This is a genomic window from Cyanobium sp. NS01 (assembly GCF_014280235.1).
Classification (GTDB): domain Bacteria; phylum Cyanobacteriota; class Cyanobacteriia; order PCC-6307; family Cyanobiaceae; genus NIES-981.
In genome coordinates, this window is sequence record NZ_CP047940.1 from 299,573 (window position 1) to 325,018 (window position 25,446).

The window sequence follows — 25,446 nt, forward strand, 5'->3', positions numbered from 1 at the left end:
CCTCAAGCCCCAGTCCCACGTGGCACCCTCCCTGCCCTGGTTTCCCCCTCGTGACCGGCCTCTGGCCCCGCTGGCGATGTGCCTCGCCATCGGGGCCTTGGCGATGGCGGGTCTGCCTCGCTGCGTCGCCCAGCCGGGCGATGGCCAGGCCGGCGGCGCAGCGGCGCTGCTGAGCCCGGATCCGGCCCGGCTTCCCGTGGAGGCTGTGGCGCTGGAGCCTGTGGTGGAGGGGTTGAACCGCCCCTGGGGTGTGGCCTGGCTTCCCAATGGCGACCTGCTGATCACCGAGCGCCCCGGCCGGCTCCGGGTCGTGCGCGCCGGTGTGCTGGATCCAGAGCCGGTCCCAGGCGTGGCGCCCGTGGCCGATGTGGCCGCCAACCAGCTGTTCGCCTCCAGCCAGGGGGGCCTGCTCGACATCGCCCTGCACCCCCGCTTTGCGCAGAACCGCTGGGTGTATTTCAGCTACGCCCATGGCAGCCGGGAGGCCAACGGCACCCGTGTGGCCCGGGCCCGCTTCGATGGCCGGGCCCTGAGCGATTGGCAGGTGATCTTCACGGTGAACCGTGACAAGAGCGGCGGCCAGCACTTCGGCTCGCGGCTGCTGTGGCTGCCGGATGACACGCTGCTGGTGTCGATCGGCGATGGCGGCAACCCGCCCGTGAGCCTCGATGGCGCCTGGATCCGGCTCCAGGCCCAGAACCCGGCCAGCCACCTGGGCAAGCTGATCCGCATCCAGGACGACGGCTCCATCCCCCCCGACAACCCCTTCGTGGGCCAGGCGGGGACTGACCCAGCGGTGTGGAGCCTGGGCCACCGCAACATCCAGGGCCTGGCCTACGACCCGGTGCACCGGCGGGTGTGGGCCACGGAGCACGGCTCCCGGGGCGGCGACGAACTCAACCTGATCAGGCCCGGCGCCAACCACGGCTGGCCGGTGGTTTCTCACAGCCTCGAATACAGCAGCGGCGACTCCGTGGCGCCTACCAGCAGCGCGCCGGGATTCGTGGACCCAAGCCGGGTGTGGATGGACACGATCGCCCCCTCCGGCCTGGCGCTGCTCCCGGGCGAGGCAGTGCCGCCATGGCGCGGCAACCTGTTCGCCGGTGGTCTGGTGGCCGGCGGGGTGCGGCGCCTGCAGCTCGATGCCGACGGTGCCGTGATCGCCGAATCCGTGATTCCGATCGGCGCCCGGGTGAGGGATGTGCGCCAGGGGCCCGATGGAGCGCTCTATGTGCTCACCGATGAGGAGCAGGGCCGCCTGCTGCGGGTGCGGCCCACGGGGCTCTGAAGCTCAGAGCTCGATGCGGCCTCTGAGAATCCCCCACCACAGGCACCAGTCGCCGCGCAGGCTGAACAGGGGATAGCGGAAGCTGGCGGGGCGGTTGCGCTCGAAGAGGCCGTTGTCCCGCCCAGGCGAGCAGGTAGCCCTGAAGCGGGGCTAGCAGCAGCAGCCACCAGCGCTGACTCACCAGGGCCAGCAGCACCAGCACGATGGCGAGGTTGGCGCCGAGGAAGTGCAGGCGCCGGGAGCTGCGGTTGGCGTGTTCGCCCAGATCAAAGGGGTAGAAGTCGGCAAAGCTGTTGTACTGCCGGTCTGTGCCCATGCCGCCGTCCGCCCGATGCCCTGAACCGTTGCCCCATCCTGAACGGCCAGCAGCTGAGCGGCCTGCCCTGCAGCTGATGGATCAGGCCCTGCTCGATCAGCTGAGCGGGCAGGCCTCGGCTTCGCCGCGTCGCCGCCGCAACCACAACCTGCACCATCTGCCCGACCTGGTGCAGCGGTTTCTGAATGCTCTGCAGCCCGGCACTTACGTGCGCCCGCACAGGCACCTGAGGGAGCAACCCGGCAGCGGCTTCGAGTGCTTCCTGGTCCTGCAGGGCGCCATCGGCCTGCTGCTGCTGGATCAGCACGGCCAGGTGACCCAGACCCTGCGCCTTGATGCCGGCGGGCCGGTGCAGGGCATCGAGCTGGCTGAAGGTCAGTTCCATACGCTCGTGGCCCTCAGCGCCGATGCGGTGATGTTCGAGCTCAAGCAGGGCCCGTACCAACCCTCCAGGGACAAGGACTTCCTGCCGCAATTCCCCGCCGAGGGCACTCGTGAGGCCGAGCTGCAGGAGCAGCAGTGGCGGGCGTTATTCCAGCCCCACTGATGGGTGGCGTTCCCTCACACGGTTGTCCAGATACCGATTTCGGAGCGGCCCATGATCACGCTGCGGTTTGCCGTCACCTCGTCGAGCAAACGCTTGCGCAGTGTCGCCAGGTCAACCTCCTCGGCTGTCACCACATTGAGCCTCACCATGGCTGGCAGCAGGGTTTCAACGATATCGACCACTCCCAGCAGCCACTCCCGGGCCTTGGAATCACCCGCCAGGAAGGTGTGCAGGCGCGTCGTTGGAGCTGGAAGATCAGCGCCGGTGAACGCCATGTCAGGCGACAGCGAAAACTGGTCCAGCGGCGACACGAAAACTGGTCCACCTCAGTAAGGGGAGTTCCGCATCGACTTGCCGTTGTGGATGGATCAAACAGTGCTCATCGCGGCCGGTGCGTAGTGCCCAATCCTGGGGTGATGAACAGTGCCGTTGCTTCGTGCTCCACATCAGCGGTGTGCCAGGTGCCTGGTGGGTTGACGGCGTACTGGCCTGGCCCCAGTGTGATGGAGCAGTGACGGCCATCAGGATCTTCCTGATAGAGGATCATTGCACCAGAGGTGCAAAGAACAACTTCGCTCCCGTGCGGATGCATCTCCCACATGTCCCACGAGGCGTTGAATTGATGCATGCTTACGAGTCGCCCCTCCGCACCGTCTACGCTATGGCGGTTGATGTATTCTGAGTACCAATCCATGCCACCGGTGAACAGAAGCTCAACCTCGGCGGTTGCACCAAGACCCAGATGGATTGGATGTGCAGATATGTTGCTTGCTGCCACTGAAAGTCCTCTCAGTTGCGAAAGAAAATAATCTTAGCAGGTTAAATTACGGCTTTCTCCTGGCGGCCTCCAGGGCCATCTGAAGGTACTTCCCCAACTTCTTACCCGCTATATCGTCAAGATGTCTGAGCTTGAGGTGACGGCGCCGCTTGCCACCGCCTTCCAGGAACCCGTCTTCATCCTTGATGTTGGCGCCCAGGCTGAACTCCACGGAGACATGTTCCTTGTACGCAAAAACACCACCGAACTGGACGTCAGAAGTGAAAAGAATGCCTCCATACTTGACCTCTTCTGTCATTGGAATGATGGTTTCCCTGGCAAGGTTTCGCACTGCCTGGAGCACTTGAAACTGCTCTTCTCCGAGCAAGTGAATCTGATCCAGCAGAGCTTGAACTGACTGGGCCATGGAGGTGGCGCTCCGCTGAGGAATCGATTGTCTTGGTTCAATCCCGGCCGACTCCACAGATCAGAGGTATAGTCGGTCGGCCAAGGCATGACTGATAACGCTCACCATCACCTGGCCGCCAATGGCCAGGAAGCTCAACAAAGATCATCAGGGGGCGGCTCAGATGTATTGCATTGTTAGCCGATTTCTCGCCTGCATCACAGATCACCTGGTTTGAGGCCGGTGTGCTTGGCGATTCGCGACAGCATCCTGGGGCCAATCTCCTCGCCATCATGGAAAGCAAAGACATAGTCCGGATGGTCTGCATGTTCAAGCGTCTTGTGAGATCCTGACTGACGCTTAACTCTCCATCCAATGGACTGAAGGGCTGCTAATACTTTTTGGGCTTTGGCTGAAGGCCAGTTACTCATGCAGAGAGTGGAAGCGAAAACCGAAAGCTGACTGGCTCGGCCTCGCTATTTTCAAGCCGATCAGCGATAACACGAAGGGCTAGTACTTCAGCCTTTGATATTGCATCAGCAGAGGAACTCCCGTATGCAAGGACTCCAGGTAGCTCCGGCACCTCGGCCATCCACCGACCGTCTACTTCTTGTTCGCACTCCAAAGTGAAATTCATGTTTGGCTCCGACCTAAAACCACTGTAGCAATATCCCAAATGCTAGAGCGCATCCTGTTCCTCTGCTCAGCCCGCCGCCCTTCACAGAGATTCGGCGAACGCTTACCATCACCTGGCCGCAGCGAGCTCGGGCCGGAATCAGAAACGCCACGGATGCGGCTTTGGTGAATGGCATGGTTAGTTTGCGTCATGACAGTCATCCAACAACGCGCTGACCTCCGCCTTCAGCACGATCAGGTCTGAGTAGACAAGCCCGAAAACGGCATCGTCATCAACTGCTCCATAGTCATGAGCAAGCAGGTTTCGAAAATCAACGATCGCATGAGAATTGGATATGGAGCTAAACAGCGTCTCATCAAGGTTTCTGACCCTTCTAAGGGCCTCACCAATAATGATGAACTCGCGCTCGACAGCAGATCTCATGGCACGCGTGCTTCGGTAGTCCTCCAACGAGACGCCGCTCATGACGTCTTGAATCGAATTGCAGGCATCAAGGACATCCTGCAAATAGGCGGATAGATCACGCGCCATAAACCAGCTGCTTTGTACGATCGATCTCGCCTGCAATAACTTTATTTTTCACCGCTCCTTGCATCACCAAGTCAACGTCAGACTGAAAGATATTCCTGAACGCCTCGCGAGCGTCAAGGTAAGCATGGAAGCGCTTGGTGATTTCCAGTGGGCCAAACTCAACAAGAAGGTCAATATCGCTTTCTCCAGGCCTAAAGTCCTCTCTCAAAGCTGAGCCAAAGACAAACAGACGCTCAATCCCATATCGCTTGCAAACTGCGGCGATCTCCTCTAGCTTCTCGTCGATAATTATTGACATGACACACCTCCTAAGCCCACTCTAACCTGAAGCCCAGGCACCCCCCCCCCAAGAGAACCTGCATCAAGGGCTTTGCAAGGTCAAACAAACGCTCGCCATCACCTGGCCGCAAGGAGTGCACGGCGAAGAAGATAGCCATGCGGTGGCGGCTCAGGTGCATGGTGGTGTTAGAGAGTGGTAGGAGTGTCAGGTTCAAGAAGCGGTAATACTCTCGCAGTAACCATCTCCATTACATCTAAAGAAATCCGCTCAATGAACTTCGCTTTTCTCGTTCGCCAGTCTAGGCACTTCAGCTGATCGGACAGGACAACTCCACTCACAGAGTATCCATCAGGCAGCAGAACCTCAAAAGGGTAACCCTTGATCTTGGATGTAATTGGACAAAATAGTGCCAGCCCTACTTTTCCATTGTAGGCCTTTGGAGATATAACCAGTGCTGGCCGTCTTCCACGCTGCTCGCTTCCGGCCTGTGGCGTGAACTCCAGCCACACCAAATCGCCACGATCAGGCACGTAGGTAGACATCAGAACGCTTCGGAACCTACGGCATCCCCCGTATGAACGGAGGCGTGAATGTTCTCTGGAGTGATATCAGCAAGAAGATCAACAAGCCTGAGCCGGCTAGGCAATGAGGGCCTCAAGACCAGCTCACCATCCTTCGCGGTGAGGCTGACTTCCGTACCAGCCCCCAAGCCGACCTCATCTGCCAAGCCGCGTGGAATCCTCACGCCAAGGCTGTTTCCCCACTTCTGAACTCTCGTCTGCATGCCCCAGCGGCGGCTATACAAAGACTATACCGCTGGTCGGCTCGGTAGCGAGCGCCCCATCTCTCTAACTTGCCGTTCCACTGCCAGATGGCTGAGGAAGGCATTCACCTCGTCGCTGGACATCTCCCTTGGGTGGCGCAGGTGGTGAAACCGCAGAAAGCGCCTGAGCCATTGTGCGTAGGTGTTCACCGTCCGGCGGGCGTAGTGCCGCGCCTGCAGTTCCTTTCGGTAGCGCTGGATCAGTCCTGGCGGGGATGGCTTGGGCTGCATGACGGTTGCTGCTGCTTCCTCTTCAGCATTTCCACCCCGCAGGCCGCTTTCTACGCTGCCCATGGTTCCCGCCGGCTCCTCCTTGATCTCTTGCCTGCCAGATGGCCCCCCGGCCCGGCCCGAGGTGGAGAGCCTGCAGGCCTACAGCGCCCCGCTGGAAGGCCGCCGCGGCCTGCTGCGGCTGGATTTCAACGAGAACACCGTGGGCCCCAGCCGACGCGTGGTGGAGGCGCTGCGCGCCATCCCGGCGGATCACTACGCCATCTACCCCGAGTACGACGGCCTGTGCGAGGCGGTGGTGGCCAACCTCAGCGCCTCCCCCTCAGGCCTGGCCAGGCCGCTCGCCCCGGCCCAGGTCGGTCTGTTCAACGGGGTGGATGCGGCGATCCATGCCCTCTTTCACGCCTACGGCAACCGGGGCGACCGGCTGCTCACCACCAGCCCCACCTTCGGCTACTACAGCCCCTGCGCCCAGATGCAGGGCATGGTGATCACCGCCATCCCCTATGAGCTGCCCGGTTTCGCCTTTCCGCTCGAGGCCATCCGCCAGGCCCTGCTCGCCGAGCCCTGCCCGCGCATCCTGCTGCTCTGCAACCCCAACAACCCCACCGGCACCCGGCTGGCACCAGAGCGGATCCTGGAGCTGGCCGCCGCCGCGCCGGCCACGCTGGTGGTGGTGGATGAGCTCTACGAGGCCTTCACGGGCGACAGCGTGCTGCCCGCAGCCGACTTCGCCGCCATGCCCAACCTGCTGGTGCTGCGCTCCCTGGCCAAGACGGCCGGCCTGGCCGGGCTGCGCATCGGCTTTGCGATCGGTGCTGAGGCGGTGGTGGATCGTCTCAGCCGCGTCACCGGCCCCTACGACATCAACAGCTTCGCGGTGACGGCCGCCCTGGCGGCCCTGGCCGATCAGCCCTACACCGATGCCTACGTGGCCGAGGTGCTGCGGGCCCGCCACTGGCTCCTGAGCCAGCTGCAGCAGCAGGGCGTGCGGCACCACGCCGCCGGCGGCAACTACCTTCTGCTCTGGCCCGAGCGCCCGGCTGAGGAGGTGGAGCGGCGCCTCAGGGAGGCCGGCATCCTGGTGCGCTCCATGGCGGGCAAGCCGCTGATCGGGGGCTCGTTGCGGGTGAGCCTCGGCACCACCGCCCAGATGCAGCAGTTCTGGGCCGCCTACACGGCCATCAGCTCAACCTGACGTTCTTCAGCGCATCACCTGGATCACCGGTCCGCCGCTGAGGCTGCCGGGCAGGTTGAGGCTGCGGCCTGGCCGCTTCACCGGCACCCCGCCCATGGCCTGCAGGAAGCCATCCACGCTGCCCTGATCACAGTCGGCGGGCGTTGAGCCGGAGACGTACTGCACCGGGATCACCACCGCCGGCTGCAGCTCGCGCACCACCTCGGCGGCCTCGCTGCCGTCGTACACCTTGGCGCCGCCACCCACACCGATGATCAGCACGTCGGGGCGGCCCAGCAGCACCTTGTCTGCGGGGCTGAGGCGGGCCACGGTGCCGCCGAGGTGGGCGAAGGTGAGCCCCCCCTGCTGCCAGCGCCACAGCGTGGACTGCCCGAAGCGGCGGCCGCCGACCCGGTCGTGGGGGCCGCCGATGCCTTCGATCTTGAGGCCGCCCACCCGGTAGGAGCCCGGATCCACCAGGAACTTGCCGCTGGCCACGGGCGCTCCCTCATCCAGCAGGCGGCTGCTGGCCAGGATCACCGTGGCACTCACCCGCGGCTCAGCCAGCCCGGCGGCACAGGCCACGGCCTTGAACGGGTTGAGCAGCACGCTGGCGCCGCCGCCACGGATCATCAGGGCGCTGTGGCCGTAGCTGGTGATGCTCACGCCGCTGCCGGCCAGGGCCGCCGCCGGGCTCAGCCCCAGGCCGGCGCCGAGGGCCAGGGCCACCAGGGCGCTGCCGCTGCGGCTGGGCCGCGGCCGGCTTCGGCGGGTCTGGGTGGCGCTCACCATCGAATCGGGCCGCTTTGCTGGCGCGAAACTAGCAGCGTTGCCTGGCCTGGCCGGCCGGCGGGGTTCAGCCTGCCGCCTGGTTGAGGAAGTTGGCCAGCAGGGCGTGGCCGCCCTGGGTGAGCACGCTCTCGGGGTGGAACTGCACCCCCTGCAGGTGGGGATGGCTGCGGTGCCGCAGGCCCATGATCGTGCCGTCCTCCAGCCAGGCGGTGATCTCCAGGCAGTCGGGCAGCGAGTCGCGCTCCGCGATCAGGCTGTGGTAACGCGTGGCCGTGAGTGGCCTGGGCAGGCCCTCGAACACCCCGGCGCCCTCATGCAGCACCGGCGAGGTCTTGCCGTGCATCAGCTCCCGGGCCCGCACCACCCGGCCGCCGTACACCTGGGCCAGGGCCTGGTGGCCCAGGCATACCCCCAGGGTGGGCACCGTGGGGCTCAGCTGCCGCAGCACCTCCAGGCACACGCCCGACTGATCCGGATCCCCCGGGCCCGGCGAGATCAGGATCGCCGCCGGCTGCAGGGCCCGGATCTGCTCCAGGCTCAGGGCGTCGTTGCGCTCCACCCGCACCTCGGCGGCGAGGGGATGGTCGGCCGCCAGCTCGCCCAGGTACTGCACCAGGTTGAAGGTGAAGCTGTCGTAGTTGTCGAGAACGAGAAGCATGAATGCTCGGGGCCTCGGCCCATTCAAAGGCCGAGCCGGCTTCAGAGGCCGAAGCGGCTCAGCATCGGCGGCACCAGCAGCAGGGCGGCGATCACCAGCGACGCCATGGCCGCCACCAGCACGGCGGCGGCGGCGCAGTCCTTCGCCACCCGGGCCAGGGGGTGGAACTGGCGGCCGATGGCCAGGTCCACCACGGCCTCAGTGGCGGTGTTGAGCAGCTCCAGCACCAGCACGGCCGCCACCGTGAGCACCAGCAGGGCCATGCGGTCGGCGCTGAGCTGCAGCCACAACCCCAGGCCGAACACCACGGCGCCGGTGGCCGTATGGATGCGGAAGTTACGCTGGCTGCGCAGGCCGTAGGCAAGGCCCTGGGCGGCGTAGCGAAAGCTCGAGGGCAGATCGCCGGCTACCCGCCAGGCTCCGATCCGCTTGGGCACCTTCCTGCGTGACACTGGCGGGGGCGCCTCCATCAGCAGGGGACGGGGTTCGGGCAGCGGGCGGGGACTGGTCATGGCTGAGCCGCACCCTACCGCCGTTCTCAGCTCTGAAAAGGTCTGCCGGCTACGCGGGCGACCACCCCCGGCTGGGGCCCGCAGGCGCTGAGGAGGGCCTCCTGCCGGGCCAGCATCGCCGCCAGGGCCTCGTCGTCGGGATGGTCCCAGCCCAGCAGGTGCAGCAGGCCGTGGCTGGCCAGAAACAGCAGCTCGCGCTCCAGGCTGTGGCCGTGCTCCGGGGCCTGGCGCTCGGCCGTGTCCAGGGAGATCACGATGTCGCCCAGCTCCAGGGCGGCCGCTTCTGCGCCGGGTCCGGCCGGCTGAGCCGGCAGGCCGTCGAGGTCTGGATCCTGGGCGGCGAAGGCGAGCACGTCGGTGGGGCCGCTGAGGGAGCGCCAGTCCTGGTTGAGGGCGGCGATGGCCGCATCGGTCACCAGGCTCAGCCCCAGGCTGTAGGCCGGTGCCTGCAGGGCGGCGGGCAGTTCAAGCTGCAGCAGGTCCAGCCAGCGCTCCAGCTGCTGTTGCCACAGCGCTGCGCCAGCTTCGGGGTCGGCCAGCTCAGCGGCACCGGTGGCGGAGGCGTCAAAGGCGAGATCGAGTTCGATGGCTCAGCCCCCGGGCAGCTGGGGCCGGCCCAGCCAGGCCACCAGCACCAGGAAAGCCATCAGGCCAACGGCCGTGAGCCCGAAATGCAGCAGGCTCTGGCGCCCCTTGCGCACCATGTTGCGCATCGCCAGCTTCACGAAGCTGGGCTTGGCGTCTGGACTGGGCTCAGCCATCGCTGTCTGCCTCGGCTTCGCCCCCAGCCACGCCGGCGTGCAGCAGGCTCTGGATGAAGGGGTCGAGGTCGCCGTCCATCACTCCCTGCACATCGGTGGTTTCGTGCTGGGTGCGCAGGTCTTTCACCATCTGATACGGGTGGAACACGTAGTTGCGGATCTGGTTGCCCCAGGCGGCCTCCACGATGTCGCCACGGATGTCGGCGATTTCCGAGGCCCGTTGTTCCTGGGCGATCACCAGCAGCTTGGCCATCAGCAGCGCCATCGCCTTCTCCTTGTTCTGGAGCTGGGAGCGCTCCTGGGTGCAGCGCACGAACAGGCCTGTGGGGATGTGCAGGATGCGCACCGCCGTTTCCACCTTGTTCACATTCTGGCCACCGGCACCACCGGAGCGTGACGTGGTGATCTCCAGGTCCTTGTCGGGGATGTCGAGCTTCACCTCCTCGTCGAGCTTGGGCATCACCTCCACCCCCGCGAAGCTGGTCTGGCGCTTGTCGTTGGCGTTGAACGGCGAGATGCGCACCAGCCGGTGGGTGCCCTTCTCGTTGCGCAGGTAGCCGTAGGCGTAGCGGCCCTCGATCTCGATCGTGCAGCTCTTGATGCCCGCTTCCTCCCCCTCGCTGAGCTCATCGACGCTCACCTTCATGCCGTGGTCTTCCGCCCAGCGGGTGTACATGCGCAGCAGCAGCTGGGTCCAGTCCTGGGCGTCGGTGCCGCCGGCGCCGGCGTTGATGGTGAGCACAGCCCCCTCCTTGTCGTAGGGGCCGGAGAGCAGCCGCTCCAGCTCCCAGCGATCCAGCTCGCTGCGCAGCTGGCCCAGGCCGCCATGGGCCTCCTCCAGCAGCTCGGCGTCGGGCTCCAGCTCGTAGAGCTCCAGGGTGGCTTCGGCGTCACCCACGGCGGTCTGCCAGCGCTGCAGCTGCTGCAGCTGGGCCTTCACGTCGTCGAGCTGGCGCATCTGCTTCTGCGCCGCCTGCTGGTCGTTCCAGAAATCCGGCTGGGAGGCGAGCTGCTCGAGGTCCTGTTGCCGGGCGTTCAGGGCAGGAACGTCAAAGACAGTCCTGGGCGTTGCCCAGGCGGTCAGTGAGCTCGGAGAGGTCGCGTTTGAAGTCGGTGAGATCGAGCACCGGGCACGGGCGGTCGGTGAATCGACCGTACCAGCGAGGGGCTGGGGCCGCTTTTAGGATTCCTTCATCAAGCCGCGAGCGCCCATGGCCCCCACCGTCGAGATCTACACGTGGCGGGCCTGCCCCTTCTGCGTGCGGGCCAAGGCCCTGCTCGATCGCAAGGGTGTGGCCTACACCGAATTCGCCATCGACGGCGATGAGCGGGCCCGTGCGGCCATGGCCGAACTCAGCGGCGGCCGCCGCAGCGTGCCCCAGACCTTCATCAACGGCGCACACGTGGGCGGCTGCGACGACCTGCACGCCCTCGAACGCAGCGGCAGGCTCGACGCCCTGCTGGCCTCCTGACGGTGGCGATGCCGTTCCAGCAGGAGGGCGCCCAGCTGTTCGTGATCGATCCGATCGGTCGCCTCAACCCCGCCAAGGACTCCACCGCCGCCCTGATGCAGGCAGCGCAGCGGGCCGGCCGGCCCGTGTGGGTGGCCACCCCGGCCGACCTCTCGGCCCGCTGCGCTGCCTCCGCCGCCCCTGCAGGCCATCAGGCCTGGGTACGGGCCTGGCCCATTGCCCTGGAGCCGATGGCGCTGGGGCCCGAGGGCTGGATCGTGCCGGAGCCCTGGTATCGCCTGGGGGAGCCCCAGCTGCTGCCGCTCACGGCCTTTGCCCACGTGTGGATGCGCAAGGACCCGCCGGTGGACGAGGCCTACCTCTATGCCACCCACCTGCTCGATCTGGCGGAGCGCCAGGGGGTGGCGGTGATCAACCGGCCCGCCGCCCTGCGGGCCTGGAACGAAAAGCTCAGTGCCCTGCGCTGGAGCCACCTGATGGCTCCCACCCTGGTGGCCAGCCGGATGGAGGCCCTGGCGGCCTTCACCGCCGAGCACGCCGAGGTGGTGCTCAAGCCCCTGGGCGGCCGGGCCGGCCAGGGGGTGGTGTTCGCCTCGGCCTCCAGCCCCGGTCTGCGGGCCCTGCTGGAGCTGGTGACGGCCCAGGAACAGCTGCCGGTGATGGTGCAGGCCTTCCTGCCGGGGGTGAAGGCGGGCGACAAGCGCATCCTGCTGGTGGATGGCGAGCCTCTCGGGGCCGTGAACCGGGTGCCGAGCGGCGGTGAATTCCGCAGCAACCTCGCCGTGGGGGGAGCGCCCCAGGCCACCGAACTCACCGACCAGGAGCGCCGCATCTGCGCCGAGCTGGCTCCGGCCCTGCGGGCCGAGGGGCTGTTTTTTGTGGGCATCGATGTGATCGACGGCCGCCTCAGCGAGATCAACGTGACCAGCCCCACCGGCATCCGCGAGGTGGAGCGCCTCGGCGGGGTGCCTCTCGCCGACCTCACCGTGGCCCGACTCAGCCAGGCTTGAAACCTTGCGGTGAGGGGCTACGCCATGCCCACCGAGAGTCTCGGCCATGCCCTGGCCCGCCACCTCCAGGACCATGGCTTCGATCCCGACTACTACCGAAAGGTGGCGGTGAACAGCGACCTCCTGGGCTACAAGGCCCAGCCGCTGCTGGCCCAGCGCTGGGAACGCGGCTGGACGCGTCCCCTGGCCAGCTGGCGCCAGGCCGTGGGCCTGCCGCCACAGCCTTAGCCCTCAGCGGTTCTGCGGCCAGCCAGCCTGGAGCTGCCGGATGGCCTCCTCGTAGCCCACCGTGTGGATCTCCTGGTAGCGCTTCCAGTCGAGGAAGGGAAAGCTGCCGATATCGGGTCGCAGGATCACATCGGCGAGCCGCTCCTGGGCCCGGGTGGTGGCGTGGGAGCCGCACATCATCGCGTCGATGATGGTGCGCCCCAGGGAGGGGTGCTGGAGCTCACTGCTGGGCTTCATGGCGGGATCGGCGCCAGCTTCAGGGCTGAGTTCGGGATCGGGATCGAGCGACAGGGCCACGACCCGGCCATTGCTGCGCCGGCGCGCCTCGGCCACCGGCAGGTTGTTGAGGATGCCGCCATCCACGTTCAGCTGGCCCTGCCCGTCTGCCACGGGGGGAAAGATCCCCGGCACCGACATGCTGGCGATCACCGCCGTGGCGATGTCGCCGCTGCCCCAGCCCTGCAGCTGGTTGGTGGCGAGGTTGGTGGAGAAGGTGCGCAGCGGCAGCCAGCTGTCCTGCAGCCGGGCACTGCCGAAGAAGCGCTCCAGTTCCAGCCGGGAGTTGCGCAGGGTGAACAGGGAGCCCCGCGGCAGGGTGAAGGAGTAGGGCCGCGCCTTGATGATCACCCGCTCCAGGTTGCTGAGGATTTCGCTGGCGGGCAGCTCAAAGGCCACCAGGGAGGCCACCAGCGCGCCGATGCTCACGCCCATCACCATGTCGAAGTCGCGCAGGCCCAGCTCTTCCATGGCCGAAAGCGCGCCGACATGGGCGAAGCCCCTGGCGCCGCCGCCACCCAGCACGAGCACCCGCTGGCGCCGCAGGGTGGCCCTGGCCAGCCGCTCCAGGTGATCCGGGCGCTCGGGCTTGAGATTCAGCACCTGGGCGAAGGGCTGGGCGGTGGCCCAGTCCCGCGAGCGGGGGGTCTGCTCCTGGGCTGGCCAGAGCCTGACCAGCAGGGCCTCGCCAGCTTCGGCCTGGGGCAGGCGGATGCTGCTGGCCTCCCCCTCGCTGAGGATCAGCAGCCGATCCACCAGCAGCCGGTTGCGGCGACTGAGGGCGTCTGGATCGTCGCTGACGATCACCTCGGGACGGCCTGTGCGGGTGGCCTCCACCAGCCGGGCGTGCAGGGCGGCTTCGGGGTCGTCGTCAGCTTCGGAGGGTCCGCTGATGCTGAGGTCGTCGAGGCCGTTGAGGCCCTGGCTGAGCTGGCGCAGCTGCTCCGGCAGCAGGCGCCGCACTGCCGTGGTCAGGGGCGAGCCGGGGCAGGCGTCGTGGATCACGATCGTCTGCAGCGGCATGCGGCCGGGGTCGCGGCCCACGGAGGCGGCCTCGGCCAGGGCCGTGATGAAGCGGGATGGCACCCCGGGCTCGCACTCCAGCAGCTGTTTGAGCTGGTCGCCGTCGAACTGCAGCACCTGAACCGCCGTGAGGGCCAGGGCTGAGGCGGAGCGGGGCTCCCCGCTGAGGGGGCCGTAGTCCCCCACCAGCTCCCCGGGCACCACCTTGCGGAAGAAGCCCTCCGGCTGGCCCGGCGGCCCGGTGTGCAGCCCCACCACCCCCGTGAGCACCAGATAGGCGTGGTCGCCGGGATCACCCTGGCGAAACAGGAGCTCTCCCTCCTCGATGGCCAGCTGGGTTGGGCCCAGGGCGGTGATGCAGCTGGGATCGAGGCCCGCCAGCACCCCTGAGCCGGCGAGGGCCCTGGCCAGCAGGGCATGAAGCGCTTGTGTCATGGGGGTGTCGATCAGGCTGGCCCGGCCAGCCGCGTGGGTTGGGGCAGATTGAGCTGCTGCTGCAGCACCCCCAGCTTGAGGGCCACCTCCTGCAGCTCCCGGTCCACCGCCGAACCCGGCACCAGCCCGGCACCGGCGGTGAGCTCCAGCTGGCGGCCCTCCACCGTGCCGCTGCGGATCGCCACCCGCAGGTCGAGGTCGCCGGCGCTGTCGATCCAGCCGATCGGGGCGGCGTAGTGGCCCCGCTCAAAGGGCTCCAGGTTGCGCAGCCAGGCCATGGCCTCGCGGCGCGGCAGGCCCGCCACCGCCGGCGTCGGGTGCAGGGCGGCGGCGATGGCCAGGGGTTGCTGCCGTCCCAGGCAGGCGCTGATCGGGCTGTGCAGATGCACCAGCTGGCCGTGGCGGGCCAGGCGGGGATGCCGAGGCCGCCGCGGGTTCAGGCCGGCCCGGCTGAGCACGGCGGTGATCGTGTCCACCACGAGCTCGTGTTCGAGGCGGTCCTTGGTGGAGTGCAGCAGGCTGGCGGCCCGTTTATCGGCGGGCGCTGTGCCGGCCAGGGCATCGCTGCGCAGCTGGCCCTGGCGCACGGTGAGCAGCCGCTCCGGCGAGGCGCCGATCAGGGCCGATCCGGCGCAGCGCTGCCAGAGCAGCCGGCAGCTGCCGCCCTGGTGGCGGCGCAGGGGGGCGAGCAGGCCCAGGGGATCGGGCTGGGCGCTGAGGGTGAGCTGCTGGCGCACGGCCAGCACCAGCTTCTGCAGGGCGCCGCCCTCCACCAGCTCCAGGGCCTGGGCCGCCGCCTGGCGGTAGTTCTCCTGCCAGGGCGTGCGCAGGGCCACCGCCACCGTGGCGCTGGCCGCCGAGGCGTGGCTGTGGCGCTCCAGCTGGCGGGCCTTCTCCCAGAGCTCCTCGGCCAGGCTGCGGGCCGTGACGCCGCCGCCCAGGGGCCGCTGCAGCCGCAGCCAGCAGTGCTGGCCATGGCGGCTCAGCTGCCAGCGGGGCAGCACGGCCTGCACCCCCGGGATCGCGGCGACGCTGGTGTCCAGGGGGGCGTCGAAGAAGCCGAAGGCCAGCAGCACCCTGGGCCTGGCCAGGGGCGGACAGGCAACCTGGGCCCCGGCCAGCCGATTGAGGCTGGCGCTGGCGAAGCGCTGGGCCAGCTCGAAGCGCCGCGGACCGCTCAGCTCCAGGCTGTTGGTGCGGCCGCTGGCGGCGATGCAGAGCCCCGGGGCGCCGTCCCAGAGGAAGCGGAAGCTGTCGCCGCCCTCCAGGTGGGGCAGCAGGGCCATCGGATCCCCCGGGGCGATCGCCATGGCCAGGCTGAGCACGCCCTCCTCGTCCGCCTGGCGGGCGCCCTCGCTGGCCAGGGCCAGCAGATCGGTGAAGGAATCAGGAGCCGGCAACGGCTGGGGCCCGGGGCGCCGCGAAGAGCTGCTCAAATGTATGGGTCCTGTCGCGGTTGCCGCCCCCGGTCCCCATGCCTGAGCCCGAGGTCGTCGCAAGCCGTTACGCCGCAGCGCCCGGGTCCGTGGCGGCACTGGGTGCCGTGGGTTCAGGGCAGGCGGCGGGCGCGGCCGAGCAGCGGCGCCTCCTCTGGCGCTCGGCGATCAAGTGGCCCATGTATGCCGTGGCGGTGATGCCGGCGCTGCTGGCGGCCGGCTGGCGCTGGGGGCAGGGCGAGGTGCTGCGCCTCGACCAGCTGCTGCTGTTCCTGCTGGCGGCCGTGCTGCTGCTGGCCTGGGAAAACCTCGCCAACGACGTCCATGACGCCGAGACCGGCGTGGACACCCACGGCAAGCCCCACTCCCTGGTGAACCTCACCGGCCGCCGCGCCACGGTGGCCCGCTGGGCCCGGACTGCTCTGGTGGCCGGGCTGCTGCTGATGGCCCTGGTGGCCTGGCGCAGCACGCCGCTGGTGCTGGCGCTGGTGCTGGGCTGCTGCGCCCTCGGCTACCTGTACCAGGGCCCGCCCTTTCGCCTCGGTTATCACGGTCTGGGGGAGCCGCTGTGCTGGCTGGCCTTCGGGCCCCTGGCCACGGCGGCGGCGCTGCTGGCCCTGGGCCCCGCCGCCAGCACCATCCCCTGGCGCACCGCCCTGCTGCTGGGCAGTGGAGCGGCCGTGGCCACCACCCTGGTGCTGTTCTGCTCCCACTTCCATCAGGTGGAGGAGGATGCGGATCACGGCAAGCGCTCCCCGGTGGTGCAGCTGGGCACCGCCACCGCTGCGGGCCTGGTGCCCTGGTTCGTGGCCCTCACCCTGGCGCTGCAGTGGGCGCCGGTGTTGCTGGGCCACTGGCCCCTCACCGCCCTGCTCGGCGGGCTGGCGCTGGCCCCAGGCCGCCAGCTGATCGGTCTGCTCCAACAGCAGCACGACAGCCCCAGTGCGATTGCGGGCAGCAAGTTTCTGGCCCTCCGCTTCCAGACCTTCAACGGCCTCGGCCTGGCTCTGGGTCTGGCCCTCGGGCGCTGGCTCTGAAGGCCATGGCCCAGCCTCCCCTCCTGGGTGAAACGTCGGCGGCCCAGGTGCTCAGCCTGGAGTGGCGGCCGTTCCGGGCGCCGCTGCCCCGGCCGCTGCGCACCGCCCGCGGCTGCATCGAGGTGAAACAGGGCTGGTTGCTGCGCCTGGAGGCCCCCCGCCATGGCGCCGTGGGCTGGGGCGAGGCGGCGCTGCTGGAGGGCGATTCCCGCAGCCTTGATCAGGCAATCGCAGCCCTCCCCCCCGAGAGCGACCGCGCCGCTCTGGAAGACCTGCTGGCCCGGCCCGGCTGCCCGCGCTGTCTGGCCTTCGCCCTGGGGGCTGCCCTGGCGGAGCTCGACGGCCTGCCCGAGGGGCGCTGGCTGGACGCCCCCGCCGGGGCGGCGCTGCTGCCGGCCGGCGAGGCGGCCCTGGCCGAACTGGAGCGTCTGCTGGCCGAGGGCTCCTGCCCTGATCCGCTGGTGTTGAAGTGGAAGGTGGCCGCCGAGCCCGATCAGCTGGAGCGCCGCCTGCTGGAGCAGCTGCTGGAGCGCCTGCCCGCCTCGGCCCGTCTGCGCCTCGATGCCAACGGGGGCTGGACCCGGGCCACTGCCTGGACCTGGGCGGAACGGCTGCGGCAGGAGCCACGGCTGGAGTGGCTGGAGCAGCCCCTGCCCCCTGCCGATCGGGAGGGGCTGGAGCTGCTGGTCCGCCAGCTGCCGGTGGCCCTGGATGAGTCGCTGGAGTGCCACCCCGAACTCGCGGGTTACTGGCCCTCCTGGCAGGTGCGGCGTCCCAGCCAGGAGGGCGACCCAAGGCCCTTGCTGGCCGCACTGGAGCGGGGCAGCTCCTTCCTGATGCTGAGCAGCGGCTTTGAAACCGGCATCGGCCGCCGCTGGCTGGAGCACCTCGCTGCCCTGCAGTGGCGCGGCCCCACCCCGGTGGCCCCTGGCCTGGCCAGGGCCTGGCAGCCCCTGGGCAGCCTGGGCTCGACAAGCCCGGAGGCGGTGTGGCGGGCGGCCCTGTGAGGCCCGAGCAACCCCTGGGGCCAGAGCAGCTGGAGGCGGCCTGGCGTCGCGGTGAGCTGGTGGCCCTGGCCGGCCCCCAGGAGCAGCAGGCGCTGGCCCTGGCGCTCGGGGCGGCGGGGGTCAGGACGCTGCATCAGCTGGCGGAGCGCTGGGGGGCCGGGGTGGTGCTGGGCAGCGGCGGCAGCCGTGGCCCGGGCGGGCGGCGCTGGTGCCTGCAACCGCTCGCCCACCTGGAGGCCTCAGCCGCGGCCACGGGCCGCTGGCTGGAGGGGATCGGCCTCGACCCCGCCGCCTGCGTGCACCTCAACCCCCTGCCCAGCCACCACGTGAGCGGCCTGCTGCCCTGGCTGCGCTCGCGTCGCTGGGGCTGCGCCCACCGGCAGATTTCCTCCGCACTGATGCGCCAGCCCCAGGCCCTGGCCGCCCATCTGCCCATCGCGACGCAGTCGCCGGCCCTGCTGTCGCTGGTGCCCACCCAGCTGGCCCGTCTGCTGGCCGACCCGGCCGGGCTGGCCTGGCTGCAGCGTCTGGCGGTGATCTGGGTGGGTGGCGCGCCGCTGCCGCCGGCCCTGGCTCAGAAGGCCCGCCAGGCCGGTCTGCGGCTGGCCCCCTGCTATGGCGCCACCGAGACCGCCGCCATGGTCGCCGCCCTGGATCCCGAAGCGTTCCTGGCCGGCGCGGTGGGCTGCGGCCCGCCCCTGGAGGGGGTGGAGCTGCGTCTGGCGGCGCAGCAGGGCGCCCTGGAGATGCGCTGCTGCAGGCTCAGCCCGGGCTATCTGGGCGCGGGCGTGCTGCAGCCGCTGCCGCTGGCGGCGGGGGGCTGGTGGCGCAGCGGCGATGCCGCCCGGCTGGGCGGGGCTGGCCTGCAGGTGCTGGGGCGGCTGGATGGCGCCATCCACAGCGGCGGCGAAACGGTGTTTCCCGAACAGCTGGAGGCGAGGTTGCGGGCCCTCGCCGCCAGCACGAACCTGCCGCTGAGGGAGGTGCTGCTGCTGGCGGTGGACGATCCGCTCTGGGGCCAGCGCCTGGTGGCCCTGGTGCGGGCTCAGCCCGCGGCGCATGGCCCTGCCCTGCTGGCCCAGCTGCAGGCCGCCGTGGCCGCCTGGCCCCCTGCCGAACGGCCTCGAACCTGGCAGCTCTGCACCACGCTGGCACCCACGGCCCTGGGCAAGTGGCCCCGGGCCCGTTGGCAGCGCTGGCTCGAATCGCTAGAAGCGGGGGACGACCCCATCGCCTGTCACCCCCGCAATGACCACCCTGAGTGATGCCGAGCTGAGCAACAAGAAACTGGCTGTGGGCCTCACCGGGATCTTCCTGGGCGCCTTTGGCGTACACAAATTCATCCTTGGCTACACCAAGGCAGGCATCATCATGCTCGTGGTGTCCCTGGCCGGGGGCTTGGTCACCTGTGGCATCGCCAGTTTCGTGATGGGGGTGATCGGGCTGATCGAGGGGATCCTCTACCTCACCAAGACCAACGAGGAGTTCCAGGTCACCTACATCGATGCCGTCAAGGACTGGTTCTGATGGCGGCTCCAGCCAAACCGGCCCGGCGCTTCAGCGGGCTGATCCTGCTGGCTGCGGCCGGCATCAGCGTTGGGGCCTTCGGCTCCATTCCCCAGGACGGCTCTCTGCACCTCCTCGCCGTGCTGGCCAGCCTGCTGCCCCTGCAGCTGGCCGCTCTGTACTGGGCTACAGCGGCTGCACCCCCCCCAGGCTCGAGGCCTCCAGCCAGCGATTGAGCGCCGCCGGCAAGGGGCAGCGCCGGCGGCTTGTTGTTTCGATCGCCACGTGGCAGGTGAGCCCCCGGGCCACGGAATCGCCGTTGCAGCAGAAGCTGTAACCCACTTCGAAGCGGCCTGGATCGAGCCGTCGCGGCTTCAGGGCGATCGCCAGCCCATCGCCGCACCCCAGGGGACGCAGGAAATCGGCTTGGCAGTGCACGATCGGCAGGGCCACGGCCAGGGAGCTGCCGGGGGTGGGGAACACCTCCGCCGCCGCCACGCCGAAGCGCTCCAGGCTCTGCTCATAGGCCTCATGGCACCAGCCCAGCAGGCGCTGGAAGTGCATCACCCCGGCGGCGTCGGTGTCCCCGAAGCGCACCGTGCGGCTGAGCTGCAACCAATGGGAGGGTTCCATGACGCCGGGCGGTGGTCACCCCAGCGTTTTAGTCCCGCCAGGGGTTCGTACAGTCGCCACAGTGCGCCTCCAAGCCCTTGGCTTCCCCCGCCGCCACAGAACAGCCCACCCTGATCCGTGCCTGGGAAGCCTTCCTGGCCCATGTGCCCACGATGCTGCTGATCTGGGTGGCCACGGCGGTGATCAGTGGGGTGGGGGTGGCGATCTATCTGATCGTCAACCTGATCGTGTTCGCCGCGGCCGGCGGCGAGGACATGTCCGATGCCGCTGCCGGAACGGCGCTGGTCGTGGGCCAGCTGGGTCAGCTGCCCTTCTCGATCCTCTCCAGCCTGGTGGGCGTGCTGTTCACCGCCGTCCCGGCCATTCACTACGCCACGGGAGACACCATCGGCATCGAGGCGGCGTTCCAGGCCCTGTGGGCCCGCCCCTGGCGCTATCTGCTGGCGGGTGTGCTGTTCACCGTTGCCGTGGTGATCGGCCTGCTGCTGTGCGTCTTGCCCGGGATTGCCGTGGCCCTGGTGGGACCCGTGTACGTCAACAAGGTGTTCAACACCGACCTGCCGGTGCTCGATGCCCTGCGGACTTCGTTTCAGGCCGTCTACCGCTCCCAGCGGGGCTGGGAATTCGTGGGGATCGAGATCCTCACGGGCCTGGTCGTCGCCGTTGTGTCCGTGGCCACCTGCGGCCTGGGGGCCCTGGTGGCAGTTCCCGTCTCCAGCTTCTACATCCAGAACGTGGCCTATCACCGGGGCGTGCTGAGCTGAGGGGCGCGTCTCATGGGCTGGGGAAGGCTGGGATCCCCAGGCGGTAGTGCAGCACCATCCGCACCCCCCAGTAGCCCAGCAGCAGGGCGATGCCGGCGCCCCCCTGCCAGGGTCTGAGCCTGAGGCCGCCAGGCCAGAGCCGTCGCTGCCGGATCGCCTGCAGCGACCACACCAGCAGGGCTCCGGCCACGAGCGGTCCGAAGGCATGCTGCGCCAGGGCCTCCGACCAGTTCCCCTGCAGGCTGGAGCTGGTGGCGCGGGTGAGGAAGCAGCTGGGGCAAGGAAGTCCCGTGAGGGCTCGCAGCGGGCAGGGCCAACCCGGTAGGGAGGGATGGAGGCCCTTGAACCAGAGGTAGCCGGTGAGGCCGGCGGGCAGGAGAAAGCCGGCCCGTTGCAGTTGGCTCAGGAAGCGGCGGCGCGGGCTTCGGGACGCTCCGAGTTCAGCGATCGACCGATCCCATGATCACGTCGATGGAGCCGAGGATGGCCATGATGTCGGCCACCTTGGCGCCCTTGAGGATGTGGGGCAGGATCTGCAGGTTGTTCTGGTCGGCGGCGCGGATCTTGAAGCGCCAGGGGGTGACGTCGTCGTTGCCCTGGATGAACACGCCGATCTCGCCCTTGCCGGATTCCAGCCGGGTGTAGAGCTCGCCGGAGGGGATCTTGAAGGTGGGGGCCACCTTCTTCGCCACGTACTGGTAGTCGAAGCCGCTGGCCTCGCCACCCTTGCCCTCGGCCATGCGCCTGGCCTCCAGGTTTTCGGTGGGGCCGCCGGGGATCATGGCGCAGGCCTGGCGCAGGATCTTCAGCGACTCGCGCATCTCCTGCACCCGCACCCGGTAGCGCGCGAAGCAGTCACCCTCCTGGGCCGTCACCACCGACCAGTCGAAATCGTCGTAGCACTCGTAGTGATCCACCTTGCGGAGATCCCAGGGCACGCCGGAAGCCCTCAGCATCGGCCCCGAGAGGCTCCAGTTGATCGCCTGCTCACGCGTGATCGCCCCCAGCCCCTCGATGCGCTTGCGAAAGATCGGGTTGTTGGTGATCAGTTTCTCGTATTCGTCGATCTTGGGGCCGAACCAGTCGCAGAAGTCGAGGCACTTCTCCAGCCAGCCGTAGGGCAGATCGGCGGCCACTCCGCCGATGCGGAAGTAGTTGTTGTTGATCAGCCGCTGGCCGGTGGCCGCTTCCCAGAGGTCGTAGATCATCTCCCGCTCGCGGAAGATGTAGAAGAACGGTGTCTGGGCGCCCACATCAGCCAGGAAGGGTCCAAGCCAGAGCAGGTGGTTGGCGATGCGGTTGAGCTCCAGCATCAGCACCCGGATGTAGCTGGCGCGCCGGGGCACCGGCACATTGGCCAGCCGCTCGGGAGCGTTGACCACGATCGCCTCGTAGAACATGCCGGCCGCATAGTCCATGCGGCTCACGTAGGGCACGAACATCACATTCGTGCGGTTTTCGGCGATCTTCTCCATGCCGCGGTGCAGGTAGCCGATCACCGGCTCGCAGTCCACCACGTCCTCGCCGTCGAGGGTCACCACCAGCCGCAACACCCCGTGCATCGAAGGGTGATGGGGGCCGAAGTTGACCACCATCGGCTCCGTGCGCGTTTCCAGCTGCGTCATGGGGCCGGGGGGCGGAGGAAGAGTGTCGGGATCTTAGGAAGGTTTGGCGCCCCGCTTTGTTCCCCTGCCACCTGAGCTGCCCCCCGATCCGCCCGGGTTTGAGCACCGGCCCGTGCTGGCGGCAGAGGTGCTGGCGGGGTTCGAGCCCCTGGGGGAGCTGCTGGGGCAGCATCCCGGTGGTGGCCTGCTGATCGACTGCACCCTCGGCGGCGGCGGCCACAGCGCCCTGCTGCTGGAGGCCCATCCCGGCCTGCGCCTGATCGGGCTGGACCAGGACCCGAGCGCCCGCGCCGCCGCCGCCGAGCGCCTCGCCCCCTTCGGAAACCGGGTGGAGATCGTGGCCACCAACTTCGCCGACTACCGCCCGCCCGCACCCGCCCTGGCGGTGCTGGCCGATCTCGGCGTCAGCAGCCCCCAGCTGGACGTGGCTGAGCGGGGTTTCAGCTTCCGCAGCGAGGGTCCCCTCGACATGCGCATGAACCCCGGCGACGGGGAAACGGCCGCCGCTCTTCTGGATCGCCTCGACGAGGGCGCCCTGGCCGATCTGATCTATGGCTACGGCGAGGAGCGGCTGTCGCGGCGCATCGCCCGCCGCATCAAGGAGCAGGGGCCGTGGGACGACCCGCGCCAGCCGCGCACCACCGCTGAGCTGGCCTGGCTGGTGGGGGGCTGCTACCCGCCGGCGGCCCGCCGGGGTCGGCTGCATCCGGCGACCCGCACCTTTCAGGCCCTGCGCATCGCCGTCAATGATGAGCTCGGGGTGCTCGAGCGCTGGCTGGAGCAGGTGCCCCATTGGCTGCTGCCGGGAGGGCTGCTGGCGGTGATCAGTTTTCACTCCCTCGAAGACCGCCGGGTCAAGACGGCCTTCCGCACTGATCCGCTGCTGGAGCGGATCAGCCGCAAGCCGCTGGTGGCCAGTGCCGAGGAGGCCGAGGCCAATCCCCGCAGCCGTTCGGCCAAGGCCCGCCTGGCGCGCCGGCGGCCATGAGTGGTTTCGCGGTGACAGGGGTCACGTTGCCTGCGCTCACCCTGGTGGATGGCCTCTGGTGGGCCGCCCTGGTGATCCAGCTGCTGGCCATTCCCGGCACTCTGCTGCCCCTGCTGCCCGGCCTGGCGCTGTTGCCCCTGGGGGCTGGGCTGTGGGTCTGGGCGGTGGGCTGGAGCACCGCCTGGCCGCCCTTCGCCCTGGCCTGCCTGCTGCTGCTGCTGGGCTGGGGCGCCGACGCCCTGGGGCTGGTGCTGGGGCCGGCGCGGCTGAAGGCCACCCGCTGGGCCTACATCGGCGCCGGGCTCGGCCTGCTGGTGGGGCTGCTGGGCCTGCTGCCGGCCCTGCCCGTGGGCGGCCCGCTGCTGGGGGCCCTGCTGGGCCCGCTGCTCGGGGCCAGCCTCGGGGAGCTGATCACGGCCCCCACGGCCCTGGGGCCGATCGGGCTGCTGCGGCTGCGGCGATCCCTGGTGGTGGGCCTGGCCGTGGTGGCCGGGATGCTGGTGATCAAGGTGGCCCAGGCCCTGCTGGCCCTGGTGGGCGCCGCCGGCTTTGTGCTGCTCACCAGCCTGCGGGTTTGAGCAGCCCGGTGCGGTCTTCGCCACCGAACAGTGCCCGTCAGGGGCGCAGCTGGCGCAGCGCCGCCTCCACGCTGGCCACGGCCCGTTCGATCTCCGCCGCACCGGTGCTGCGGCCGAGCCCGAAGCGGATCGAGGCGGCGGCCTCGCTGCGGCTGCGGCCCAGGGCCGCCAGCACGTGGGAGGGGGACCCCTGGCTGCAGGCCGAGCCGCTGCTCACGGCGATGCTCCGGCGCAGCAGCCGGTGCAGGGCGGCGCCGTCCACCCCGCCCACCGTGACGTTGAGGTTGTGGGCCAGACGCGGCGCAGCGGCCCCGTTCAGCGTGATGCCCCCCAGCGCCAGCAGCTCCTGGCGCAGTTGATCGCGCAGGCTGCCGAGCCGCGCTGCCCGTTCCTGCTGATCGGCGACGGCCCGGCTGAGGGCTTCCCCGAGGCCCACCACCAGCGGCACGGCCACGGTGCCGGCGCGCCGCTGCTGCTCCTGGCCGCCGCCGTGCAACTGGGCCGCCAGCGCCACCCCCTGACGCACCAGCAGGGCCCCCACCCCCTTGGGCCCGTAGCACTTGTGGCCGCTGAGGCTGAGCAGATCCACCCCCTGCTCCGCCATCGCCAGCGGGATGTGGCCTGCGGCCTGGGCGGCATCCACATGCAGCAGCACGCCGTGGTGGTGGCAGTGGGCCGCGATGGTGCTGATCGGCTGCAGCACGCCGATCTCGTTGTTGGCCGCCATCACGGAGGCCAGCAGCACATCCGGGCCCAGGGCCGCCGCCAGCAGCTCCTCCTGCACCAGGCCGCCGGAGTCCACCGGCAGCACCGTGAGTGGGAAGCCGTGGCGCTCGAGGTAGCGCAGCGGATCCAGCACGGCCCGGTGCTCGGTGGCCAGGGTCAGCAGCCGCCGCCGCTCGCCGCCCTGGGCCAGGGCCGCCTCGCAGACCCCCTTGAGGGCCAGGTTGTTGGCCTCGGTGGCGCCGCTGGTGAACACCACGTCGCCGGGCTCAGCCCCGAGGGCCGCGGCCACCTGGGCCCGAGCCCGCTCCACGGCCGCAGCCGCCGTCAGGGACTCGCGGTGCAGGCGGCTGGAGGGGTTGGCGCAGTGCTCCCGCCACCAGGGCTCCATGGCGTTCAGCACCGCCGGATCGCAGGGGGTGCTGGCTTGGTGGTCGAGATAGGCGAGCATGGGGAGCCGAGCCGCCCACCATGCTGCCAACGACGTGGGGGCCCTGGGCCCTGGCGGCCACCGGCCTTGCCCTCCTGAGCAGCATGTTGCCGCCGCCGCCGGCGGCAGAGGCCCAGGCCACGGCGGTGGAGCGGCCGCCGGGGCTGGTGGTGCTCGATGAGCGGCCCCGTCCGGAGGGGATGCTGGTGCTTGGGGTCTACGGTCCCAAGCCCGATGCCACCATCGCGGGCCTCTGGCGGATGCAGCTCTGGCGGCAGCTGGGGCCGGATGTGTCGATCCAGACGGACACCGTGCGCTGCGACAAAGAGGAGCCGATGTGGATCACCGAGGACGGGGGGCGGCTGGTGATCCGCTCCCTCAACCCCGGCGGCGTGATCACCCCCGCCAATCGGGTGGATCACCTGGTGTGGTGGGCGGTCTGCCATCCGGAGCAGGCGGGCCGCGACCCTGCTGAGCTCAAGGCCACCGCTCTGGAGCTGGGCTACAGCACCACGTTGCGGGAATCCGAGCAGGTGCTGCCTGGACGACCCCGCTGAGG

36 protein-coding genes and 2 pseudogenes are annotated in these 25,446 nt (G+C 69.1%); 15 read left to right on the forward strand and 23 right to left on the reverse strand.

Translation table 11 applies throughout. The features are described from left to right. Positions 1 to 19: 19 nt before the first annotated feature. A complete protein-coding gene (locus CyaNS01_RS01430; RefSeq protein ID WP_225875735.1) occupies positions 20 to 1,288 on the forward strand; it encodes a PQQ-dependent sugar dehydrogenase in 1,269 nt (422 codons plus the stop codon). A gap of 3 nt (positions 1,289 to 1,291) precedes the next feature. Here the strand turns inward: CyaNS01_RS01430 and CyaNS01_RS14900 are convergent. Together CyaNS01_RS14900 and CyaNS01_RS14905 are read right to left on the reverse strand one after the other, a co-directional pair. Then, positions 1,292 to 1,387: pseudogene (locus CyaNS01_RS14900) on the reverse strand (Mpo1-like protein); the annotation flags it as partial. A 25-nt stretch (positions 1,388 to 1,412) separates the two neighbouring features. Further along, a pseudogene (locus tag CyaNS01_RS14905) lies at positions 1,413 to 1,604 on the reverse strand (Mpo1-like protein); the annotation flags it as partial. A gap of 76 nt (positions 1,605 to 1,680) precedes the next feature. On the opposite strand from CyaNS01_RS14905, the gene CyaNS01_RS01440 reads away from it, so the two are divergent. Next, positions 1,681 to 2,151, forward strand: a complete 471-nt coding sequence (locus CyaNS01_RS01440; protein ID WP_225875887.1) for a WbuC family cupin fold metalloprotein — start codon at positions 1,681 to 1,683, stop codon at positions 2,149 to 2,151. A 14-nt stretch (positions 2,152 to 2,165) separates the two neighbouring features. Here the strand turns inward: CyaNS01_RS01440 and CyaNS01_RS01445 are convergent, their stop codons facing one another. From CyaNS01_RS01445 to CyaNS01_RS01485, 9 genes are all read right to left on the reverse strand, one after another. Then, complete coding sequence (locus CyaNS01_RS01445; RefSeq protein WP_186698277.1) at positions 2,166 to 2,462, reverse strand: hypothetical protein; 297 nt, start codon at positions 2,460 to 2,462, stop codon at positions 2,166 to 2,168. A gap of 68 nt (positions 2,463 to 2,530) precedes the next feature. After that, a complete protein-coding gene (locus CyaNS01_RS01450; protein WP_186698279.1) occupies positions 2,531 to 2,929 on the reverse strand; it encodes a cupin in 399 nt (132 codons plus the stop codon). A gap of 46 nt (positions 2,930 to 2,975) precedes the next feature. Beyond that, entirely contained in the window at positions 2,976 to 3,335 is a 360-nt protein-coding gene (locus CyaNS01_RS01455) for a DUF1801 domain-containing protein (RefSeq protein WP_186698281.1), read from the reverse strand. A 197-nt stretch (positions 3,336 to 3,532) separates the two neighbouring features. Continuing rightward, positions 3,533 to 3,745, reverse strand: coding sequence for a type II toxin-antitoxin system HicA family toxin (locus CyaNS01_RS01460; protein ID WP_186698283.1), 213 nt, complete (start codon positions 3,743 to 3,745; stop codon positions 3,533 to 3,535). 383 nt (positions 3,746 to 4,128) lie between these two features. Continuing rightward, complete coding sequence (locus tag CyaNS01_RS01465) at positions 4,129 to 4,482, reverse strand: DUF86 domain-containing protein (RefSeq protein ID WP_186698285.1); 354 nt, start codon at positions 4,480 to 4,482, stop codon at positions 4,129 to 4,131. After that, the gene (locus CyaNS01_RS01470) at positions 4,472 to 4,780 is read right to left on the reverse strand and encodes a nucleotidyltransferase family protein (RefSeq protein WP_186698287.1); all 309 of its coding nucleotides are present in this window, start codon (positions 4,778 to 4,780) and stop codon (positions 4,472 to 4,474) included. Before CyaNS01_RS01470 ends, CyaNS01_RS01465 begins: the two co-directional genes overlap by 11 nt. A 167-nt stretch (positions 4,781 to 4,947) precedes the next feature. Next, positions 4,948 to 5,304 (reverse strand): endoribonuclease MazF, encoded by a 357-nt coding sequence (gene mazF, locus CyaNS01_RS01475; protein ID WP_186698289.1) that lies wholly within the window; start codon positions 5,302 to 5,304, stop codon positions 4,948 to 4,950. Beyond that, positions 5,304 to 5,546 (reverse strand): AbrB/MazE/SpoVT family DNA-binding domain-containing protein, encoded by a 243-nt coding sequence (locus tag CyaNS01_RS01480; protein ID WP_186698291.1) that lies wholly within the window; start codon positions 5,544 to 5,546, stop codon positions 5,304 to 5,306. Before CyaNS01_RS01480 ends, mazF begins: the two co-directional genes overlap by 1 nt. A gap of 24 nt (positions 5,547 to 5,570) precedes the next feature. Further along, the gene (locus CyaNS01_RS01485) at positions 5,571 to 5,879 is read right to left on the reverse strand and encodes a site-specific integrase (protein ID WP_370561626.1); all 309 of its coding nucleotides are present in this window, start codon (positions 5,877 to 5,879) and stop codon (positions 5,571 to 5,573) included. Between CyaNS01_RS01485 and CyaNS01_RS01490 the strand changes: the two genes are divergently transcribed. Beyond that, positions 5,878 to 7,014, forward strand: coding sequence for a histidinol-phosphate transaminase (locus CyaNS01_RS01490; protein WP_186698293.1), 1,137 nt, complete (start codon positions 5,878 to 5,880; stop codon positions 7,012 to 7,014). The genes CyaNS01_RS01485 and CyaNS01_RS01490 overlap by 2 nt on opposite strands. A 6-nt stretch (positions 7,015 to 7,020) precedes the next feature. Here the strand turns inward: CyaNS01_RS01490 and CyaNS01_RS01495 are convergent, their stop codons facing one another. The 6 genes from CyaNS01_RS01495 to prfB all read right to left on the reverse strand — a co-directional run bounded on the left by CyaNS01_RS01495 (position 7,021) and on the right by prfB (position 10,843). Then, entirely contained in the window at positions 7,021 to 7,785 is a 765-nt protein-coding gene (locus CyaNS01_RS01495) for an MBL fold metallo-hydrolase (protein WP_186698295.1), read from the reverse strand. 64 nt (positions 7,786 to 7,849) lie between these two features. Next, complete coding sequence (locus CyaNS01_RS01500) at positions 7,850 to 8,443, reverse strand: aminodeoxychorismate/anthranilate synthase component II (RefSeq protein ID WP_186698297.1); 594 nt, start codon at positions 8,441 to 8,443, stop codon at positions 7,850 to 7,852. Between the two features lie 41 nt (positions 8,444 to 8,484). Then, positions 8,485 to 8,913, reverse strand: a complete 429-nt coding sequence (locus tag CyaNS01_RS01505; RefSeq protein ID WP_186700045.1) for a diacylglycerol kinase family protein — start codon at positions 8,911 to 8,913, stop codon at positions 8,485 to 8,487. Between the two features lie 68 nt (positions 8,914 to 8,981). Further along, entirely contained in the window at positions 8,982 to 9,542 is a 561-nt protein-coding gene (gene ybeY / locus CyaNS01_RS01510; RefSeq protein WP_186700047.1) for an rRNA maturation RNase YbeY, read from the reverse strand. Between the two features lie 3 nt (positions 9,543 to 9,545). Further along, positions 9,546 to 9,716 (reverse strand): DUF3285 domain-containing protein, encoded by a 171-nt coding sequence (locus CyaNS01_RS01515; protein WP_186698299.1) that lies wholly within the window; start codon positions 9,714 to 9,716, stop codon positions 9,546 to 9,548. Further along, positions 9,709 to 10,843 (reverse strand): peptide chain release factor 2 gene (gene prfB / locus CyaNS01_RS01520; RefSeq protein ID WP_186698301.1). Its coding sequence is split into 2 segments (ribosomal slippage): positions 9,709 to 10,767 and positions 10,769 to 10,843, totalling 1,134 coding nucleotides; the frame shifts between segments, so codons are not numbered across the junction. The genes CyaNS01_RS01515 and prfB overlap by 8 nt, the downstream gene beginning before the upstream one ends. An 84-nt stretch (positions 10,844 to 10,927) precedes the next feature. On the opposite strand from prfB, the gene grxC reads away from it, so the two are divergent. The 3 genes from grxC to CyaNS01_RS01535 are packed head-to-tail and all read left to right on the forward strand — an operon-like array spanning position 10,928 to position 12,426. Further along, on the forward strand, positions 10,928 to 11,188 hold the full coding sequence (grxC, locus tag CyaNS01_RS01525; RefSeq protein WP_186698303.1) for a glutaredoxin 3: 261 nt from the start codon (positions 10,928 to 10,930) through the stop codon (positions 11,186 to 11,188). 8 nt (positions 11,189 to 11,196) lie between these two features. After that, a complete protein-coding gene (gshB, locus tag CyaNS01_RS01530) occupies positions 11,197 to 12,198 on the forward strand; it encodes a glutathione synthase (RefSeq protein WP_186700049.1) in 1,002 nt (333 codons plus the stop codon). Between the two features lie 24 nt (positions 12,199 to 12,222). After that, on the forward strand, positions 12,223 to 12,426 hold the full coding sequence (locus CyaNS01_RS01535) for a hypothetical protein (RefSeq protein ID WP_186698305.1): 204 nt from the start codon (positions 12,223 to 12,225) through the stop codon (positions 12,424 to 12,426). A gap of 3 nt (positions 12,427 to 12,429) precedes the next feature. Here the strand turns inward: CyaNS01_RS01535 and CyaNS01_RS01540 are convergent, their stop codons facing one another. Together CyaNS01_RS01540 and CyaNS01_RS01545 are read right to left on the reverse strand one after the other, a co-directional pair. Next, positions 12,430 to 14,160, reverse strand: a complete 1,731-nt coding sequence (locus tag CyaNS01_RS01540; protein WP_186698307.1) for a patatin-like phospholipase family protein — start codon at positions 14,158 to 14,160, stop codon at positions 12,430 to 12,432. Positions 14,161 to 14,171: 11 nt separating this feature from the next. Further along, on the reverse strand, positions 14,172 to 15,596 hold the full coding sequence (locus CyaNS01_RS01545; RefSeq protein ID WP_225875737.1) for an isochorismate synthase MenF: 1,425 nt from the start codon (positions 15,594 to 15,596) through the stop codon (positions 14,172 to 14,174). Positions 15,597 to 15,634: 38 nt separating this feature from the next. On the opposite strand from CyaNS01_RS01545, the gene menA reads away from it, so the two are divergent. Genes menA through CyaNS01_RS01570 form a run of 5 tightly spaced genes read left to right on the forward strand, consistent with a single transcriptional unit; the run spans position 15,635 to position 19,382 of the window. Further along, on the forward strand, positions 15,635 to 16,633 hold the full coding sequence (gene menA, locus CyaNS01_RS01550) for a 2-carboxy-1,4-naphthoquinone phytyltransferase (protein WP_186698309.1): 999 nt from the start codon (positions 15,635 to 15,637) through the stop codon (positions 16,631 to 16,633). 5 nt (positions 16,634 to 16,638) lie between these two features. Continuing rightward, positions 16,639 to 17,640 carry an enolase C-terminal domain-like protein gene (locus tag CyaNS01_RS01555; protein ID WP_186698311.1) on the forward strand — a complete coding sequence of 334 codons (1,002 nt, stop codon included), beginning with the start codon at positions 16,639 to 16,641 and terminating at the stop codon, positions 17,638 to 17,640. Next, positions 17,622 to 18,905 (forward strand): AMP-binding protein, encoded by a 1,284-nt coding sequence (locus CyaNS01_RS01560; RefSeq protein WP_225875738.1) that lies wholly within the window; start codon positions 17,622 to 17,624, stop codon positions 18,903 to 18,905. Before CyaNS01_RS01555 ends, CyaNS01_RS01560 begins: the two co-directional genes overlap by 19 nt. After that, on the forward strand, positions 18,889 to 19,167 hold the full coding sequence (locus CyaNS01_RS01565) for a TM2 domain-containing protein (protein ID WP_186698312.1): 279 nt from the start codon (positions 18,889 to 18,891) through the stop codon (positions 19,165 to 19,167). Before CyaNS01_RS01560 ends, CyaNS01_RS01565 begins: the two co-directional genes overlap by 17 nt. Beyond that, a complete protein-coding gene (locus CyaNS01_RS01570; RefSeq protein WP_186698314.1) occupies positions 19,167 to 19,382 on the forward strand; it encodes a hypothetical protein in 216 nt (71 codons plus the stop codon). The genes CyaNS01_RS01565 and CyaNS01_RS01570 overlap by 1 nt, the downstream gene beginning before the upstream one ends. On the opposite strand, the gene CyaNS01_RS01575 is transcribed toward CyaNS01_RS01570, so the two are convergent. Beyond that, entirely contained in the window at positions 19,333 to 19,779 is a 447-nt protein-coding gene (locus CyaNS01_RS01575) for a thioesterase family protein (protein WP_186698316.1), read from the reverse strand. The genes CyaNS01_RS01570 and CyaNS01_RS01575 overlap by 50 nt on opposite strands. A 77-nt stretch (positions 19,780 to 19,856) precedes the next feature. Here CyaNS01_RS01575 and CyaNS01_RS01580 point away from each other — a divergent pair, with 77 nt between their 5' ends. Then, complete coding sequence (locus tag CyaNS01_RS01580) at positions 19,857 to 20,543, forward strand: hypothetical protein (RefSeq protein ID WP_186698318.1); 687 nt, start codon at positions 19,857 to 19,859, stop codon at positions 20,541 to 20,543. A gap of 10 nt (positions 20,544 to 20,553) precedes the next feature. Here the strand turns inward: CyaNS01_RS01580 and CyaNS01_RS01585 are convergent, their stop codons facing one another. Beyond that, positions 20,554 to 20,991, reverse strand: a complete 438-nt coding sequence (locus CyaNS01_RS01585; protein WP_370561745.1) for a DUF2752 domain-containing protein — start codon at positions 20,989 to 20,991, stop codon at positions 20,554 to 20,556. Continuing rightward, positions 20,984 to 22,168, reverse strand: a complete 1,185-nt coding sequence (locus CyaNS01_RS01590) for an NAD(P)H-quinone oxidoreductase subunit H (protein WP_186698320.1) — start codon at positions 22,166 to 22,168, stop codon at positions 20,984 to 20,986. Before CyaNS01_RS01590 ends, CyaNS01_RS01585 begins: the two co-directional genes overlap by 8 nt. Before the next feature lie 64 nt (positions 22,169 to 22,232). Here CyaNS01_RS01590 and rsmH point away from each other — a divergent pair, with 64 nt between their 5' ends. Further along, the gene (gene rsmH, locus CyaNS01_RS01595) at positions 22,233 to 23,156 is read left to right on the forward strand and encodes a 16S rRNA (cytosine(1402)-N(4))-methyltransferase RsmH (protein WP_370561747.1); all 924 of its coding nucleotides are present in this window, start codon (positions 22,233 to 22,235) and stop codon (positions 23,154 to 23,156) included. Then, positions 23,153 to 23,734, forward strand: coding sequence for a DUF456 family protein (locus tag CyaNS01_RS01600; RefSeq protein WP_186698322.1), 582 nt, complete (start codon positions 23,153 to 23,155; stop codon positions 23,732 to 23,734). Before rsmH ends, CyaNS01_RS01600 begins: the two co-directional genes overlap by 4 nt. Positions 23,735 to 23,771: 37 nt before the next feature. Here CyaNS01_RS01600 and CyaNS01_RS01605 read toward each other — a convergent pair whose 3' ends face one another. Continuing rightward, a complete protein-coding gene (locus CyaNS01_RS01605) occupies positions 23,772 to 24,908 on the reverse strand; it encodes a cysteine desulfurase family protein (RefSeq protein ID WP_186698324.1) in 1,137 nt (378 codons plus the stop codon). Positions 24,909 to 24,928: 20 nt separating this feature from the next. Between CyaNS01_RS01605 and CyaNS01_RS01610 the strand changes: the two genes are divergently transcribed. Next, a complete protein-coding gene (locus tag CyaNS01_RS01610; RefSeq protein ID WP_225875740.1) occupies positions 24,929 to 25,444 on the forward strand; it encodes a hypothetical protein in 516 nt (171 codons plus the stop codon). Positions 25,445 to 25,446: the final 2 nt, after the last annotated feature.